Raw genomic sequence first — 16,804 nt, forward strand, 5'->3', positions numbered from 1 at the left:
CGCGTCAGCCGTGGCCCGGCGCAAGCAGCCGTCCCGCCGCGACCAGCAGCACCACACAGACAGCCGACACCAGCCCGGTCATCCACAGCGCTTCGGCATCTCGCCCGGCCTGTACCGCTTCGTAGATCGCCACCGACAGCGTTTGCGTGCGGCCCGGCAGGTTGCCCGCCACCATCAGCGTCGCGCCGAATTCCCCCATCGCCCGCGCAAAACCGAGCATCAGCCCGGCGCCGATGCCGCGGCGGGCGAGCGGCAGCAGCACCCGCCAGAACACCTGGTAGTCACGTGCGCCCAGGGTGCGCGCGGCCTCGGCGACGTGCGGCTCGATGTCCTCGAACGCGGCCCGCGCAGCCTTGTAGACCAGCGGGAACGACACTAGCGCCGCCGCCAGTGCCGCGCCCTGCCAGGTGAAGATCAGCTGGATGCCGAACCAGCGGTCCAGCCATGCGCCCAGCGCGCCGCGCCGGCCGACCAGCACGATCAGGTAGTAGCCGAGCACGGTGGGCGGCAGCACCATCGGCAGCAGCAGCAGCGCGTCGAGCACCTCCTGCCCGCGAAAGCGCCGCCGCGCCATCGCCCAGCCGGCGCCGATGCCGGCCGCGCCGCCGAGCACGGTCGCCCACAGCGCGACCTTGAGCGTCACCCACAGCGGCGCCCAGGGGCCGAGGGCCGCCGCGTCGCCGCTCACGGCCGCGAGAAGCCGTGGCGCGCGAGGATGTCCTGCCCGGCCGGGCTGCGCACAAAGGCCGCGAAATCCGCCGCGACCGCCGGCTGCCGGCTGGCGGCGAGCACCGCGATGGGATAGCGCACCGGCGTGCGGGTCGGCACCGTCGCGGCGACGCGGACCTTGCCGGCGTCCTGCAGCGCATCGGTGCGGTAGACGAAGCCGGCCTCGACCTCGCCGCGGGCGACGTAGTTCAGCACCTGGCGCACGCTTTCGCCGTAGATCCACTTCGGCGCCAGTGCGGGCGCGAGGCCGGCGGCCTCCACCGCATCGGCGGCATAGCGGCCGGCCGGCACGCTGGCCGCGGTGCCGACCGCGATGCGCCGGTAGGCCGGCTGCGTCAGGTCGGCGATCCTGGCCGGGAAGGCCGTCGCAGCGGCCGGCACCACCAGCACCAGGTCGTTGGCGGCGAAGTCGGCCCGGCTGCCGGGCGCCAGCAGGTTCTCGGCGGCGGCGCGGTCCATCGTCGCCTGGTCGGCGGAGGCGAACACGTCGACCGGCGCACCCTGCCGGATCTGCGCGAGCAGCGCACCCGACGCGGCGAAGTTGAAGGTCACCCGCGCCTGCGGCCGGCTGCGCGAGAAGGCCTGGCCCATCTCCTGGAAGGCGTTGGTCAGGCTGGCCGCGGCCGAAACTACGATCTCCTGCGCATGCAGGCCGGAGGCGAGGAGCAGGCCGGCGCAGGCGGCGACGGCACGGAGCGGTAGGAGGAAGCGCAGGGATGGCATGGAAGGTGAGCAGCCAGAGGCGGGGGTAGAACGACGGCCGAGCATGCCGCTATTCACGAAAGGAATAGCGAAAAAGTGTAGCGACAATCGGCCGATGCCCGCCCGTAACCGCTCCGCTGCTCCCGCACTTCCGTCGCCAGACAACTCCCCCGTGCCGAAGCAGCCGGCGGTGCGCAAGGCCCGCGCCCCGCAGCCCGACCTGCGCGAAGCACTCGCGCCCGGCATGGCCGACCGGCGCATCGGCGTGCTGCGGGCGATCGCGGCGGGCGGCAGCATCTCGCAGGCGGCGCGTGCGGTCGGGGTGAGCTACAAGGCCGCCTGGCAGGCGCTGGACACGCTGTCGAACCTGGCAGGCGTGGCGCTGGTGGACAAGGCGGTCGGCGGCAGCGGCGGCGGCGGTGCGGCGCTGACCCCCGCCGGGCAGGCGCTGCTCGCGGCGGCGGATGCACTCGATGCCGCGCGGGAATCGGTTTTCGCGGGGCTCGATGGCCCGGCAGCCCCGCTGCTCGGGCTGCGCACCAGCATGCGCAACCAGTGGCGCGCCTGGGTCGCCGGCCTGGCGGTGCAGGGCACGTCGGTGGAGGTGCGGCTGGCGCTCGGCGCGCCGGACGGCCCGCCGGTCGCGGCCCGCATCACGCGCGAGAGCGCCGAACTGTTGGGGCTGCGGCCGGGCCTCGCAGTGCTGGCGCTGTGCAAGGCGACGGCGGTGCGGGTCGTGGCGGCGGACGCGTCGGGCAGCGGCAGCGATGTCGACCAAGGTCTGCCGGGGCGTGCGATGCGTGTGTCCCGCCCCTCCGGCGCCGCGCTGCACGAGGTGGTGCTGGCGCTCGACGGCGCGGCGGGCGCGCAACTGGTCGGCTTCGCTTCTGCCGGCACCGTCCGGGCCCGCGCTCGGGTAGTCGCGCATCTGGCGCCCGAAGCGGTGGTGATCGGCCTGCCCTGAGCCTGGGGCCGGTCGCGCGTGACGGCTGGTGACGTATCCCCGGCACGGTGCTGCCACCATCGACGGTCCTGCATCCCCGCCGCCGCGCTCCGTTCCATGGAAAACCTCGACCTCACCGTTCTGCGCACCCTGCGCGACTGGCGCCTGGCCGGCCACCGTGCGCTGCTGGCGACGGTGGTGCGCACCTGGGGTTCGTCGCCCCGGCCCGTCGGCTCCACGATGGCGCTGCGCGAGGACGGCGCGGTCGTCGGCTCGGTGTCCGGCGGCTGCATCGAGGACGACCTGATCGACCGCTACGCCCGCCGCGGCGGGCTGCAGCACGATGCGGACGCGCCGCCGGCCCTGGTGCGCTACGGCGTGACGGCAGACGAGGCGCACCGCTTCGGCCTGCCCTGCGGCGGCACGCTGGAGCTGCTGCTGGAGCATGCGCCGGCCGCCGGGCCGCTGCAGGCGCTGGTCGAGGCGCTGGAAGCCGGCCGTCTGGTGCACCGCCACGTCGCGCTCGCTGACGGCGCCGTGACGCTCGAACCCGCCGCCGAGGCGGCCGCCCTGCGGCTGCAGCCGGGCCGGCTGACCAACACCTTCGGCCCCGAATACCGGATGCTGATCATCGGCGCAGGCCAGATGGCCGAGTACCTGGCGACGATGGCGCGCTTCAGCGGCTTCGCGGTCACGGTCTGCGACCCGCGCCCCGAATACCGCGACAGCTGGTCGGTGCCGGGTGTCGCGCTGGCCGACGGCATGCCCGACGACGTGGTCACCGCCTTCCGCGCCGACCGGCGCAGCTGCGTGGTCGCCCTGACCCACGACCCGAAGCTGGACGACCTGGCGCTGCTGGAGGCGCTGCAGTCCGACGCGTTCTACGTCGGCGGCATCGGTTCGCGGCGCAACAATGCGGCGCGGCGCGCGCGGCTGATCGAGCATTTCGGCGAGACCGAAGCCTCGCTCGCCCGGCTGCGCGGGCCGATCGGCATCTACATCGGCAGCAAGACGCCACCGGAGATCGCGGTCAGCGTGATGGCGGAAATCCTTGCGGTGAAGAACGGCGTGGTGCTGCCGCGCGAGGTGGAGGTCGGCTTGGCCAAGGACGGGCAGGCCGCGGCGGCCTGAACGGACCGGTCGCCGCTATCGGCGGTGGCGCCGCCGCAGCTGCTTCGGCGTCGGCCCGGCCTTGGGCCCGAGACCGAGCGCGGCACGGGCCAGCGCGTCCGCCTCGCCGTTGCGGTGGCGCGGCACCCAGACGACGGTGAGCGCCACGAAGCCGGCCGCCCCGGCGCGCAGCGCATCGAACAGTGCCGTCAGGCGCGCGACCGGTGGCGGCGCGGCGGCGGTGAGCTGCTCCACCACCAGGCTGTTGTCGCACTGCAGGCGCAAGGCGGTGGCGCCGTGGCGTCTTGCTTCGGCAAATACCCAGGCGACGGCGCGGGCCTCGGCCTCGTTGTTGCAGCCGTCGCCGTGCGGGGCGTGCGACAGCGTCCACCGGCGGCCGTCGGGCGCGACCAGCACCGCGCCCAGGCCCATGCGGCCGGGGTTGGGCACGGCGCTGCCGTCGCTGGAGGCGAGCCAAGTGATGGTGTTGGAAGAGGGATCGGCAGTAGTCGTCACAGATCGGCCGGCAGAGACGGTCCGCTTGCAGATCCTGCACTTATATGCCGTGAGCGGCCGTCCAGGCTAGGTGCTTTTGCTATCTATTCAAGAGCGTTGAATGACGAGGTGTTTCAGTACGGCACAGCGATGCATGGTGTGCACTGGATCGCATCTCTGCACGGTGAACCACCAAGCTTCCGGAAGGGTAGGAACGCGGATCGCGGACTGCCAGGGCAAAACGCGAAACCGCCCACGTCTCGGTAGTGATAATTCCTAGTTTTTGCCCGCCGGAGTCCCGCTTGGATACGCTGCTACTGCTCAAAGCCGCCCTGATGGGCATCGTCGAAGGCCTGACGGAATTCCTGCCGATCTCCTCTACCGGCCATCTGATCCTCGCCGGCGCGCTGCTGGGCTTCGACGATGCCAAGGCCAAGGTCTTCGACATCGCGATCCAGACCGGCGCGATCTTCGCGGTGATCCTCGTCTACTGGCAGAAGATCCGGGAGACGGTGGTCGCGCTGCCGACCGACCGCCAGGCCCGGCGTTTCGCGCTCAACGTGCTGATCGGCTTCCTGCCCGCGGTGCTGCTCGGGCTGCTATTCGGCAAGGCGATCAAGGAGCACCTGTTCACGCCGGTGGTGGTGGCGACCACCTTCATCCTCGGCGGCTTCGTCATCCTCTGGGCCGAGCGCCGGCCGCAGAGCGCGATGCGCGTCGTGTCGGTGGACGACATGACGCCGCTCGATGCGCTGAAAGTCGGCCTGGTGCAGTGCCTGGCGATGATCCCCGGCACCAGCCGCAGCGGCGCGACGATCATCGGCGGCATGCTGCTCGGCCTGTCGCGTCGCGCCGCCACCGACTATTCGTTCTTCCTCGCGATCCCGACCCTGATCGGCGCCGGTGCCTACAGCCTCTACAAGTCGCGCGACCTGCTGGTGCTGGCCGACCTGCCGGTCTTCACCATGGGCCTGGTGTTCTCCTTCGCCAGCGCCTGGATCTGCGTGCGCTGGCTGCTGCGCTACATCTCGACCCACAGCTTCGTGCCGTTCGCGTACTACCGTATCGCGTTCGGCATCCTGGTGCTGGCGACGGCGTGGAGCGGGGTGATCGTCTGGAAGGATTGATGCGCGGCCGCGGCCGCGGCCGGGCCGGCAGACCATTCGACCCTCGAATCTGAAGAAGGCGGTGCCATGTCGGCTTTCACTTGGACGGTCCTCGGGCTCTTCGTGGCGCTCTGCCTGTGGGGAGCCGCCGCGACGGCAGCCGCTGGGGAGTATGGTGCGGCGGCCCTGGCGCTGGGGATCGCCGCTTTTTTCGTCGTGGTGGCGATGATGGCGAGGTTCGAGGCCCGGCACCCGCGACCCATGGGGTCGGGCCATTCCGCAGGCCGCCTGCATGTGGCGAAAGAACTCCGCAGGTACTGGAACGTGCCGGGATGGCAAGGCAAATTCATCGTCGTCTTCCTGCTGGCGGTCTTTGCTCTGGGCATCGGGTTGAAACTGGCGGCGTTCGTACGATGGATGGTCGGCAGCTGAGAGCCAGCCTGAAGCCCGCGCGCCATACGGTGGCTTTCGCTGCCTCGCTACACTCCCGCCCCATGCGCCGCTGGCTCGCCATCCTCCTGCTCGCTCTGCTGCCGTTCCAGTTCGCCTGGTCGGCGGCGGCGCAGTACTGCGCGCACGGCAGCGAAGCGCCCGCCCGGGTGCATTTCGGGCACCACGCACACGAGCATGGCGCCGGATCGCATGCGTCCGGGGCCGACAAAGGCGACGACGGCGGGGCAGCGAAGCTGATGCTGCACGCCGACTGCGGCCAGTGCCACATGGCCTGCGGTCTGGCACCGGTCGGAGTGCCGGCGCTGGCGCATCCGGTGCCGGCGGCCTTCGCCGCACCGCATCAGGGCGACGCCGCCCGGCCCGCCGGCTGGCCGGACCGGCCCGAACGCCCGCAGTGGCAGCGCCTCGCCTGATCGGCGGGGCGGGCGGCCTTTTCCTGCGGATGTCCTGAGCTTCTCTCAGGCGTCCTGATCTTTCAGCCCGGCGCGCATCTATCGCGCGCGACGACCCTCTGCGGGTCGTGCCTCTGCCGGTCTCCTCGGTGTGGTTCTGCAACCTCCTGGAGCATCGGATGCCTCGTTTTTCCCTTTTCGTGTTGGGCCTGCTGGCGTGGAGTGCCTGCACCCCGCCGGTCGCCGCGCAGGCGCCGGACGCCGGTGCGCCGGTGGCCGCTCTGCCGCCGCCGTCCGGCGGCGTCGCGGCGCCGCGCTCGCTGCTGGGCGCCGCCTTTCTGCAGGCCTGGGCGCTGCAGCCCGAAGCGCAGTCGCTCGCGGCGCGGCGCGATGCGGTGCAGGCGAATCGCCGCATCGCCCGCGCGTGGACGCCGGTGCCGCCGGCGTTCGAGATCAGCGGCCGTACCGCGCGCACCGACCTGCGCCGCGGCGGGCGCGAACTCGACGCCGGGCTGGCGATTCCGCTCTGGCTGCCGGGGGAGCGCGGCCGCAGCGGCGCGCTCGCCGATGCCGATGCCGCCACGCTGGAAAGCGCGGCCGCCGCCGCACAGCTCCGGCTGGCGGCAGCGCTGCGCAGCGCCTACTGGGCGTGGCAGGCGGCTCGCGCCGATACGTTGACTGCGCAGGATCAGCGTGCCGCCGCCCAGGCGCTGGCCGACGACGTGGCGCGCCGGGTGCGGGCGGGCGATCTGGCGCGCGCCGATGGTCACCAGGCCGACGGTGCGCTGGCCGCGGCCGAGGTGGCGCTGGCCCGGGCGCAGGGCGCCGAGGCCGGCGCCCAACAGCAGTGGCTGTCCGCGATGGGCACTGCGGCCCTGGCCGGCGCAGGCGGTGTCGCAGGCGCGGTCCCGCCGGGTGGGCCGACCGTCCCGGCTGGCAACGCCGATCCGGCACCGCCCGCCGAGGAACCCGAACCGCCGCCCGACACCGCCGTCTTGCCGCACCCCGCGCTGCGCGAATGGCAGGATCGGGCCGAAGCCGCCCGCCGCGCCGCCGAGCTTGCCGAGGTGCAGCGCCGCGGCAATCCGGAACTGCTGGTCGGCACCGTGCGCGACCGGGAAGCGGCGGGCGATACCTATCGCAACTCGGTGGCAGTCGGCGTGCGGGTGCCGTTCGGTTCCGACGACCGGCATGCGCTGCGCCGCGCCGCGGCCGAAGCCGAACTGCGCGAGGCCGAAGCGGTGCTGGTGCTGGAAACGCAGCGCATCACCGCTGCCCGCGACGCGGCCCGCCGCCGGCTCGACGCCGCCCGCAGCGCCGCCGCCGCGGCCGAGCGCCGCCAGCGGCTGGCGCAGGAAACCCGCACGTTCTTCGACAAGTCCTTCCGGCTCGGCGGGACCGACCTGCCGATGCGGCTGCGCATCGAGCGCGAGGCGGTCGAGGCCGAGCGGGGCGCCGCCGCCGCGCGGATCGAGCAGTCGGCCGCACTGTCGGCCTGGCGCCAGGCGCTCGGGCTGCTGCCTGATTGAAAGAGCTCCATGCACCACATTTACGAAGCAAATCGGCCGTCTGCGCCCGCTTCATCTGCGCAAGCAGCTATCGAAACCGTAGCAATCGAACGACGTCCGCTTGCGGACGGCACTGCCATGCATCTTCCTGTTGTCCTCTGTCGCCTGGGCCTGCTGGCCGGGATGATCGGCCTGTCGCCCGCGGTGTTCGCCGATGCGGGCCACAGCCATGACGCACCGCCTGCCGCCGTGGCCGGTCCGGCGCTGCCGCGTTTCGCCGTGGCATCGGACGCTTTCGAGTTGGTCGGCGTGCTCGACGGCCACCAGCTGCAGCTCTGGCTCGACCACGCGGCCGACAACCGGCCGGTGGAGGGCGCCCGGCTGGCGCTGGAGATCGGCGACCGGCCGGTCGCCGTGACGGCCACCGGCCCCGGCACCTTCGCCGGCACGCTGGACGCGCCCCTGGCCGACGGCACGACGCCGGTCACCGCGACCGTCCGCGCCGGCAGCGCCGACGACCTGCTCGCGGCCGAGTTCGACATCGCGGAACTGCACGACGACCATGACCACGGTGCGCCGGGTTCGCGCCTGCGCCGTGCGGCCGTGTGGGGGGCCGCGGCGGCCGGAGCGGCGCTGCTGGTGCTCGCCGCCATACGAGCGGTCCGCCGCCGCGCTAACGGGAGGGCTGCCGCATGAACCGGTGCACCGTTCCCGCCCGTTCGCGCATCGCCTCCGTGCTGGGCGCGCTCGCGCTCGTCCTGTGCACGCCGGTGCGCGCCCACGGCGATGCAGTGCCTGCCGTGGCGTCGGCAGGCGTCGCCGCCCAAGGCCCGCAGCGCCAGCCCGACGGCAGCGTCTTCCTGCCCAAGCCGGCACAGCACGCGATGGCGCTGCGCACCGCCGTCGTCGCCGTCGGCCCGCTCGCCCGCACCACCGAACTGGCTGGCACCGTGGCGATCGACCCCAACGCCGGCGGCACGGTGCAGGCGCTGCTTGCCGGCCGGCTGGAGCCGGGGCCGCGCGGCCTGCCGTCGGTCGGCCAGGCGGTGAGGAAGGGCGAGGTGCTCGCCTATGTGGTGCCGAGCGCCGGCGCGCTGGAGCAGTCCACCCAGGCCGCGCAGCTGGCCGAACTGCGGGCAGCCCGCACCCTGGCCGACAAGCGGCTGGCCCGGCTGCGCGAACTGTCGGACACGGTGCCGCGCCGCGAGATCGAGGCGGTGGAGAGCGAGGCGGCCAGCCTGTCGGCGCGTATCGCGGCTGTCGGCGCCGGCCTGTCGCGGCGCGATGCGCTGGTCGCACCGGTGGCCGGTGTGATCGCCCGCGCCGACGCGGTGGCGGGGCAGGTGGTCGATGCGCGCGAACGGCTGTTCGACGTGGTCGATCCGTCGCGGCTGCGCGTCGAGGCCCGGGCCTACGACCCGACGCTGGCGCAGGACATCGCGGCGGCGCATGTCGCCGTTGGTGCGCAGCGCATCCCGCTGCAGTTCGTCGGCGCCGCGCGCATCCTGCGGGAGCAGGCGCTGCCGCTGGTGTTCCGGGCACAGGGCGACGGGCTGGCGGCGTTGGCTGTCGGGCAACCGCTGCCGGTCTATGTGCAGGGCCGCACGCAGGTGCAGGGCGCGGCGGTGCCGGCGTCGGCGCTGGCGCGCAATGCGGCCAACGAGACTGTCGTCTGGGTCAAGACCGCTCCGGAGCATTTCGCGCCGCGGGTGGTGACGACGGCACCGCTCGACGGCGCGTCGGTCGCGGTGACGCAGGGCCTGGCGGCGGGCGAGCGGGTGGTGGTGCAGGGCACCGCGCTGCTCAACCAGATCCGCTGACATCGGGAGGCCCGCATGTTCAAGTGGCTCCTGGAAAGCAGCCTGCGCAGCCGGCTGCTGGTGCTGGTCGGCGCGGTGGCGCTCATGGCGTACGGCGTGTTCACGCTGTCGCGCACGCCGGTCGACGTGTTCCCCGACCTCAACAAGCCGACCGTCACGGTGATGACCGAGGCCGGCGGCATGGCGGCCGAGGAGGTCGAGCAGCTGATCACCTTCCCGCTCGAATCAGTAATGAACGGCCTGCCGGGCGTGGAGTCGGTGCGATCGGTCTCGTCGGCCGGGCTGTCGTTCCTCTACGTGACCTTCGACTGGCGCACCGAGATCTTCCGCGCGCGCCAGATGGTGTCCGAGCGGCTGTCGGCGATGGAGGGCAGCCTCGCGCCCGGCGCGGTGCCGCGCATGGGCCCGGTCAGCTCGATCATGGGTGAGATCCTGCAGGTGGCGATCCCCATCGACCTGCAGAAGACCAGCCCGATGGCGGTGCGCGAGTACGCCGACTGGGTGCTGCGGCCGCGGCTGCTGGCGGTGCCCGGCGTGGCGCAGGTCATTCCCATCGGCGGCGAGGTCCGGCAGTTCCAGGTGCAGCCCGACACGGTGCGCATGGCGGAGCTCGGCGTGACGGCCGACCAGCTCGCTGCGGCGCTCAAGGGCTTCGCGGCGAACACTTCGGGCGGCTTCCTGGAGCTGGGCGGGCGTGAATACCTGATCCGCCACCTCGGCCGCACCACGCGGCTGGAGGACCTGCAGGGCCTGGCGCTCGGCGTGCGCAACGGCCAGCCGCTCCTGCTGCGCCAAGTGGCCGACGTTCGCTTCGCGCCGGCGATCCGCCGCGGCGACGCGGGCTTCGAGGGCCGGCCGGCCGTGATCCTCGGCATCCAGAAACAACCGGCGGCCGACACCGTGGCGCAGACCCGCACCATCGAGGCGGCGCTCGACGGCCTGCGCGGCGGCCTGCCGCCCGGCATGGAGCAGCCACGCGTCACCTTCCGGCAGGCGAGCTTCATCGAATCGTCCATCGGCACGCTGCAGGGCAAGCTGGTCGGCGCGTCGGTGTTCGTCGCGGCGGTGCTGTTCCTGTTCCTCGGCACGCTGCGGCCGACGGTGATCGCGCTGGTGGCGATTCCGGTGTCGATCTGCATCACCGCGCTGGTGTTCCGCTGGTTCGGCCTGTCGATCAACACCATGACGCTCGGCGGTCTGGCGATCGCCATCGGCGGGCTGGTGGACGACGCGGTGGTCGATGTGGAGAACGTGCTGCGCCGGCTGAAGGAAGACCGGCAGAAGCCCGCGACCGAACGGCAGCCGGTGCTGGCGCTGGTGGCGCGCGCGTCGATGGAGGTTCGCTCGGGCATCCTGTATGCGACCGTGATCATCGTGCTGGTCTTCATGCCGCTGTTCGCGCTGCCGGGCATGGAGGGGCGGCTGTTCGTGCCGCTGGGCATCGCCTTCATCGTCTCGACGCTCGCCTCGCTGCTGGTATCGGTCACCGTCACGCCGGTGCTCGCGAGCCTGCTGCTGCCGCGCATGCGCTCGCTAGACCATGGCGACACGCGGCTGCTGGCGTGGCTCAAGCGCCGTTATCGCGGTGGGCTGCAGGCGGTGCTGGACCGTCCGCGCCCCGCCTGCGCGGTCGCCGCGGCAGCGGTGCTGATGGCCGTGGCGGTGGTGCCGTTCTTCCCGCGCACCTTCCTGCCACCGTTCAACGAAGGCACGCTGCTGATCGGCCTGCGGCTGCAGCCGGGGGTGACGCTGGCGGCGTCGGCGTCGGTCGCGCAGCAGGCCGAGCGGCTGGTGCGCGCGGTGCCGGAAGTGACGCACGTCGGTCGGCGCAGCGGCCGCGCCGAACTCGACGAGCATGCCGAGGGCGTGCATGTGAGCGAGCTGGACGTCGGGTTGCTGCCGGCGGGCCAACTGACGCGGCCGATGGCCGAGGTGACGGCCGACATCCGGGCGCGGCTCGCGGTGCTGCCGGCCTCGGTCTCGGTCGGCCAGCCGATCTCGCACCGCATCGACCACATGCTGTCGGGCGTGCGCTCGCAGATCGCGGTGCGCATCTTCGGCGAGGACCTGGACCTGCTGCGCGGCCAGGCCGAGGCGCTGCGCGCGCGGCTGGCCGCGATCCCCGGCGTGGTCGATCTGGAGGTCGAAAAGCAGGTGCTGGCGCCGCAGGTGAAGGTGCGGATCGACTATGCCGCGGCCGCCCGCCACGGCGTGCCGGCGCCGCATGTGCTGGCGGTGCTGCAGCAGCTGGTCGAGGGCGAACAGGTGGCGCAGGTGGTGGAGGGCAACCGCCGCTTCGCGCTGGTGGTGAAGCTGCCGGAGCCGGCGCGCACGCTCGACGCGCTGGCGCGGCTGATGGTCGATACGCCCACCGGCCCGGTGCCGCTGTCGCGCCTCGCGACCATCGAGGATGGCGACGGTCCCAACCAGATCGGCCGCGACGACGGCCGGCGGCGCATCGTGATCGCGGCCAATACCCAGGGCCGGCCGTTGTCGGACGTGGTGGCCGATATCCGCGCCGCCATCGCCGACACCCGCCTGCCGCCCGGCGGTTTCATCACCCTCGGCGGCCAGTTCGAGGCGCAGGAACAGGCGCAGCGGCTGATCGGATGGCTGTCGCTCGGCTCGCTCGCGCTGATGGCGGTGGTGCTCTGGAGCCGCTACCGTTCGGCGCTGCTGGCGGCGCTGGTGATGGTGAACATTCCGCTGGCACTGGTCGGCGCGGTGGCGGGCCTGTGGCTGTCGGGCCAGCCGCTGTCGATTGCGGCACTGGTCGGCTTCGTCACGCTCGCGGGCGTGGCGGTGCGCAACGGCATCCTGAAGGTCAGCCACTACATCAACCTGATGCGTTTCGAGGGCGAGGCCTTTACCCAGGCGATGCTGCTGCGCGGTTCGCTGGAGCGTCTGGCGCCGGTGCTGATGACGGCGCTGGTCACCGCCTTCGCGCTGGCGCCGCTGCTGTTCGAGGCCGAGCGGCCGGGCACCGAGATCCTGCATCCGGTGGCGGTGGTGATCTTCTCGGGGCTGGTCGGCGCGACGCTGCTCGATACCTTCCTGACGCCGGTGCTGTTCTGGCGCTACGGCCGCCGGGCAGCCGAGCGGCTGGCCGCGGCCGATACCCGGGAGGCGCTGTGACGGTGTCATTCCGCCGTCGCCATCGCCCGCCGGCCTGTCGCGTTTCCTTTTTTCATCGTTCTCTCACGAAAGGCTCGTTTCCCATGCGCTCCCTCCTTCTGACGCTGTCCGCCGCCTGTATGACCTTCGTCCCGTCAGCGGCCCACGCGGACGACCGGTTCGCCCATGCCCAGCCGCGGCACGGCGGCATCGTGGTGTCGGCGCAGCATCTGGACTGGGAACTCGTCGCACGCGAGGGCCGTGCGGTTTTGCACGTGCGTGACCACGCCACGCCGGTGGAGACCGCCGGCGCCAAGGGCCAGCTGACGGTGCTGCCCGCGGGCGGCGAGCAGGCCAAAGTGCCGCTGGCGGCCGCGGCGGCGGGCACGCTGACGGCGGCCGGCGTGCCGACGGCGCCGGGCACCCGCTATGTCGCCTCGGTCGTGCTGCCGGGGCGCAAGCCGGTGCAGCTGCGCTTCGCGCTGCCTTAACGGTGCAGGTGGCGCGGCGCGTGTGAAGTGCCGATGAAGTCGCGGCGGCACGCACTTCATCACCGCTTCGCCCCAGTTGCCGAGACTCGGCCCTCCGGCGACGACGCCTTCTGGAGGAACCTGATGATCCGACTGCCACGCAACACCCTGACCCTGAAGATCGCCGGTCTGCTGTTGCTCACACTGCTGCTGTGCATCCCGCTAGCGGAGATCCGTGCGTTGGTCGAGCAGCGCGGCGCCAGCCAGCGCGAGGCGGCCGACGAACTGGCACGCACGCACACCGGCGCGCAGACGCTGGTCGGCCCGTTGCTGGTAGTGCCGTATGTCGAGCACTGGACCGAGTTCCGGCGCGAAGCGGCAGACCGTCCCGCGGCCGCGGTGCCGCGCAGCAAGCCGATGCTGCGGGTGGTCTTTCCGGAGACGCTGCATCTGGAAGGCCGGCTGGTAGCCGAGGAGCGTTACCGCGGCATCTTCCGCATCCCGTTCTATGCGCTCGACGGCACGCTCGCCGGCCGGTTCCCGGCGGTCGTGGCCGGCAGCATTGAGCCGACCGAAGCGGATGCGCGGATCGAGTTGCGCACACCGTTCATTGCGCTGCACCTGAGCGACCTGCGCGGCCTCTCGGGCACGCCGGCGCTGACCGCGGGCGGACAGCTGCTGCGGTTCGGGCAGGGGGTGCCGGGCCTGTCGCCGCGTGCGGCGCTGGGCGAGGGCGTGCACGCACCCCTCGCCGGTGCAGCATTGAACGCCTGGGAGGCAGGCGAGCCGGTGGCGTTCGATCTGGCGCTGAAGCTGGCCGGGCAGGAAACCCTGTCGGTCGTGCCGGTGGCCGGCGACACCACCGCGCATCTGGTGTCGGCCTGGGCGCATCCGCACTTCGGAGGCCATTTCCTGGCGGCGGAGCGCACGGTCGGCGATGCGGGGTTCGACGCCACCTGGCGCGTGTCGTCCCTGGTGACGGCTGCGCAGGAACAGGTGCGCGGTCGCTACCGGCCGTCCGTCGCCGCGCAGGCGACGGCGCGCGCAGCCGCGGGCGGGAGCGAGCCGATGCCGTCGGTCGCGCCGTCCGTCCAGACGTTCGACATCGCCCTCCAGCAGCCGCTCGACACGTATGCGCTCTCCACCCGCGCCGTCAAGTACGGCACGCTGTTCATCGGGCTGGTGCTGATGGCGGCCTTCATGGCCGAGCTGTTCGGCGGTTTGAGGCTGCATCCGGTGCAGTACGGGCTGGTGGGCCTGTCGATCGCGCTCTTCTTCCTGCTGCTGCTCGCACTGTCGGAAAAGATGCCCTTCGGTGGGGCGTATGCGCTCGCCGCTGCGGCCAGCGTGGCGCTGTTGGCGGTGTACTTCGGCGCGGTGCTCGGCAGCATGCGGCGCGGGGCGGCCTTCGGCGGATATGTCGCGGTGCTGTATGCCGCGCTGTACGGGCTGCTCGCGTCGGAAAGCAACGCGCTGCTGCTCGGTGCGCTGCTGGTGTTCGGCATGGTGGCCGGGCTGATGCTCGCCACGCGGCGGGTGGACTGGCATGCGCTCGGTACCGCATCCACTACAGCGCATGGAGCGCGGCCCGCGGACACGACAGCGCCCGCTACCATGCCCGCATGACCGCCGTGCCGCCCCCCGTTCGCCCCTGCATCCTGCTTGTCGAAGACGAGTCCGGCATCGCCGACACGGTGCAGTACGTACTGCGCAGCGACGGCTTCGTCCCGGTCTGGTGCCCGACCGCCGGCGAGGCACTGGCCGCCTTCGCAGCCGAGCTGCCGGCGCTCGCGATCCTGGACATCGGCCTGCCGGACATGAGCGGCTTCGAGCTTTTCAAGCGGCTGCAGGCGCTGCCGGGCGGCGCGGCGGTGCCGATGATCTTCCTCACCGCGCGCAGCGACGAGATCGACCGGGTGGTGGGCCTGGAGCTGGGCGCGGACGACTACGTCGCCAAACCGTTCTCGCCGCGCGAGCTGGTGGCGCGGGTGCGGACCATCCTGCGGCGCAGCGAGCGGGGAAGTGGTGCTGCTGCTACCGGACCGGTTGCGCTGGTTCCGTTACCTGCGGATGCGCCCGCGACACCCGCCGCACCGCTGCGGATCGACGACGAGAAGCGCCAGATTCGTTACTACGGCCAACCGCTCGACCTGACGCGGTACGAATACCGGCTGCTCTGCCTGTTCGTGCAGCGACCCGGCCGGGTCTACACCCGCGACGAACTGCTGGAGATGGTCTGGGACGACCCGGCCGCCAGCATCGACCGCACGGTGGACGCGCACGTCAAGACGCTGCGCGCCAAGCTGCGGGCCGTCGTGCCGGGGCTCGACCCAATCCGCACGCTGCGCGGCACCGGCTACGCACTCTGCGAGGATCTGCCCGCCGTGCGGCCCGCCTGACGCCACGCGCCGCCGCCTGCCATGTCGCGCCGCTCGCGCATCTTCCTCGGCATCCTGCTGATCTACGCGGCAGGTATCGCCTTCCTGCTCTACGGCGTGGTGGCGGATATCGACCCGCGCTACCGCGAATCGGCGGAGGAAGCGCTGGTGGAGACCTCGCAGCTCGCGGCCAGCCTGGTCGAGCAGGACCTGGTGGCCGGCGCGATCGACACCCGGCGGCTCGACCGGCTGTTCCGTGCGCTTTACGCGCGGCAGTTCACAGCGCAGATCTACAACGTGCACAAGAACCGCGTGGAGCTGCGAGCCTACGTCACCGATGCCGACGGCCGGGTGCTCTACGACTCCACCGGCCGCGCCGTCGGTGCGGACTACCGCCAGCGCAGCGACGTGGCGCGCACGCTGGCGGGCATGTACGGTGCCCGCACGACGCGCGACGTCCCGGCCGATCCGCTCACCTCCATCATGTACGTGGCCGCGCCGGTGCGCTGGAACGGCGAGATCGTTGGTGTGGTGACGATCGGCAAGCCGGTGCAGAGCTTCGGCCAGTTCGTCGAGGATGCGCGCGTCCGCACGCTGTGGGTTGGCGTGGGGTCGGCGCTGGCGGCCCTGGTGCTGGCGGTGTTCGTGTCGGTCTGGCTGGTGCGGCCGTTCGGACTGGTGTCGGACTACCTGCGCTGGGCGCGGGTGCAGCCCCGGCTGTCGCTGCCGCGCATGGCGCGCCGCGCAGTCGACGGTGTGCGCGGCGCCTTTGGCGAGATGCGCGACACACTGATGGGCCGCAGCTACGTCGCCGATTACGTACAGACTTTCACCCACGAGGTGAAGAGTCCGCTGTCGGCAATCCGTGGCGCCGCCGAGCTGCTGCAGGAGCCGTCAATGCCGCCGGAAGAGCGGGCGCGATTCCTCGACAACATCGGCCGCGAGGCTGGCCGCATCCAGGAGATCGTCGACCGGATGCTGGAACTCACCGCCCTGGAGGCGCGCCGGCTGCTCGACCGCACCGAGCCGGTCGACCTCGCGGCGCTGCTGGACGACGCGGCGAGCGGGGTGCGCGTCGCAGCGCAGGCGCGCGACGTGCGCATCACTACCGCCGTCGCAGCCGGCGCAGATGCCGCAGTGGTCGAGGGCGACCCGTTCCTGCTGCGCCGCGCGGTCGCGAACCTGCTCGACAACGCGGTCGATTTCGCGCCGGCGGGCAGCACCGTCACGCTGGCGCTGCAGGCCGACCGCCGCGAGGCGCGCATCACCGTGCGCGACCACGGCCCGGGCGTGCCGGCCTATGCGCGCGACAAGGTGTTCCAGAAGTTCTATTCGCTCGCCCGGCCGGGCGACCGCCGGCGCAGCACCGGCCTCGGCCTGGCCTTCGTGCGCGAGATCGCCGGCCTGCACCGCGGTCGGGTGGAGCTGGAGAACGCCGAGGCGCCGGCGGAAGGCGGTGACGGCGGCGCGCTCGCGAGCCTGTGGCTGCCGCTCCGGCGCGGCTGACCTGACGGGCCGCGCGGTCCGGCCGCTGCGGGCAGTGCCGGTCGGGAGGAAAATCCCGCTCTGCGCGCTCCGATCGCG

General features: G+C 72.4%; 16 protein-coding genes. 13 read left to right on the top strand and 3 right to left on the bottom strand.

Annotation, left to right across the window (positions count from 1 at the left end; all coding sequences use genetic code 11):
* Window positions 1-4 precede the first annotated feature (4 nt).
* Both modB and modA read right to left on the bottom strand, forming a co-directional pair.
* The gene (gene modB / locus QZ500_RS15295) at window positions 5-688 is read right to left on the bottom strand and encodes a molybdate ABC transporter permease subunit (RefSeq protein ID WP_295856266.1); all 684 of its coding nucleotides are present in this window, start codon (window positions 686-688) and stop codon (window positions 5-7) included.
* Window positions 685-1,452, bottom strand: a complete 768-nt coding sequence (gene modA / locus QZ500_RS15300) for a molybdate ABC transporter substrate-binding protein (protein WP_295856267.1) — start codon at window positions 1,450-1,452, stop codon at window positions 685-687. The genes modB and modA overlap by 4 nt, the downstream gene beginning before the upstream one ends.
* 223 nt (window positions 1,453-1,675) lie before the next feature.
* Here modA and QZ500_RS15305 point away from each other — a divergent pair, with 223 nt between their 5' ends.
* Window positions 1,676-2,395 (top strand): TOBE domain-containing protein, encoded by a 720-nt coding sequence (locus QZ500_RS15305; protein ID WP_295856391.1) that lies wholly within the window; start codon window positions 1,676-1,678, stop codon window positions 2,393-2,395.
* A gap of 96 nt (window positions 2,396-2,491) precedes the next feature.
* Entirely contained in the window at window positions 2,492-3,505 is a 1,014-nt protein-coding gene (locus QZ500_RS15310) for an XdhC family protein (protein WP_295856268.1), read from the top strand.
* Between the two features lie 15 nt (window positions 3,506-3,520).
* On the opposite strand, the gene QZ500_RS15315 is transcribed toward QZ500_RS15310, so the two are convergent.
* Window positions 3,521-4,000, bottom strand: a complete 480-nt coding sequence (locus tag QZ500_RS15315; protein ID WP_295856269.1) for a ribonuclease HI family protein — start codon at window positions 3,998-4,000, stop codon at window positions 3,521-3,523.
* A 281-nt stretch (window positions 4,001-4,281) separates the two neighbouring features.
* On the opposite strand from QZ500_RS15315, the gene QZ500_RS15320 reads away from it, so the two are divergent.
* From QZ500_RS15320 to creC, 11 genes are all read left to right on the top strand, one after another.
* On the top strand, window positions 4,282-5,106 hold the full coding sequence (locus QZ500_RS15320; RefSeq protein ID WP_295856270.1) for an undecaprenyl-diphosphate phosphatase: 825 nt from the start codon (window positions 4,282-4,284) through the stop codon (window positions 5,104-5,106).
* 66 nt (window positions 5,107-5,172) lie between these two features.
* Window positions 5,173-5,517: a hypothetical protein gene (locus tag QZ500_RS15325; RefSeq protein ID WP_295856271.1), complete on the top strand. Its 345-nt coding sequence runs from the start codon at window positions 5,173-5,175 to the stop codon at window positions 5,515-5,517.
* Window positions 5,518-5,579: 62 nt separating this feature from the next.
* Window positions 5,580-5,951: a cation efflux protein, CzcI family gene (gene czcI / locus QZ500_RS15330; RefSeq protein ID WP_295856272.1), complete on the top strand. Its 372-nt coding sequence runs from the start codon at window positions 5,580-5,582 to the stop codon at window positions 5,949-5,951.
* A gap of 158 nt (window positions 5,952-6,109) precedes the next feature.
* Window positions 6,110-7,459, top strand: coding sequence for a TolC family protein (locus tag QZ500_RS15335; RefSeq protein WP_295856273.1), 1,350 nt, complete (start codon window positions 6,110-6,112; stop codon window positions 7,457-7,459).
* 117 nt (window positions 7,460-7,576) lie between these two features.
* Window positions 7,577-8,134 (top strand): hypothetical protein, encoded by a 558-nt coding sequence (locus QZ500_RS15340; protein WP_295856274.1) that lies wholly within the window; start codon window positions 7,577-7,579, stop codon window positions 8,132-8,134.
* A complete protein-coding gene (locus QZ500_RS15345; RefSeq protein ID WP_295856275.1) occupies window positions 8,131-9,258 on the top strand; it encodes an HlyD family efflux transporter periplasmic adaptor subunit in 1,128 nt (375 codons plus the stop codon). Before QZ500_RS15340 ends, QZ500_RS15345 begins: the two co-directional genes overlap by 4 nt.
* A 15-nt stretch (window positions 9,259-9,273) precedes the next feature.
* On the top strand, window positions 9,274-12,393 hold the full coding sequence (locus QZ500_RS15350; protein ID WP_295856276.1) for an efflux RND transporter permease subunit: 3,120 nt from the start codon (window positions 9,274-9,276) through the stop codon (window positions 12,391-12,393).
* A gap of 83 nt (window positions 12,394-12,476) precedes the next feature.
* Entirely contained in the window at window positions 12,477-12,863 is a 387-nt protein-coding gene (locus QZ500_RS15355; RefSeq protein WP_295856277.1) for a hypothetical protein, read from the top strand.
* Window positions 12,864-12,986: 123 nt separating this feature from the next.
* A complete protein-coding gene (gene creD, locus QZ500_RS15360; RefSeq protein ID WP_295856278.1) occupies window positions 12,987-14,468 on the top strand; it encodes a cell envelope integrity protein CreD in 1,482 nt (493 codons plus the stop codon).
* Window positions 14,465-15,241 (top strand): two-component system response regulator CreB, encoded by a 777-nt coding sequence (creB, locus tag QZ500_RS15365; protein ID WP_295856279.1) that lies wholly within the window; start codon window positions 14,465-14,467, stop codon window positions 15,239-15,241. The genes creD and creB overlap by 4 nt, the downstream gene beginning before the upstream one ends.
* Before the next feature lie 21 nt (window positions 15,242-15,262).
* Window positions 15,263-16,726 (top strand): two-component system sensor histidine kinase CreC, encoded by a 1,464-nt coding sequence (creC, locus tag QZ500_RS15370; RefSeq protein WP_295856280.1) that lies wholly within the window; start codon window positions 15,263-15,265, stop codon window positions 16,724-16,726.
* Window positions 16,727-16,804: the final 78 nt, after the last annotated feature.

The sequence above is a fragment of the uncultured Xylophilus sp. genome, assembly GCA_913776965.1.
In the GTDB taxonomy this organism is placed as follows: Bacteria; Pseudomonadota; Gammaproteobacteria; order Burkholderiales; family Burkholderiaceae_C; genus Xylophilus.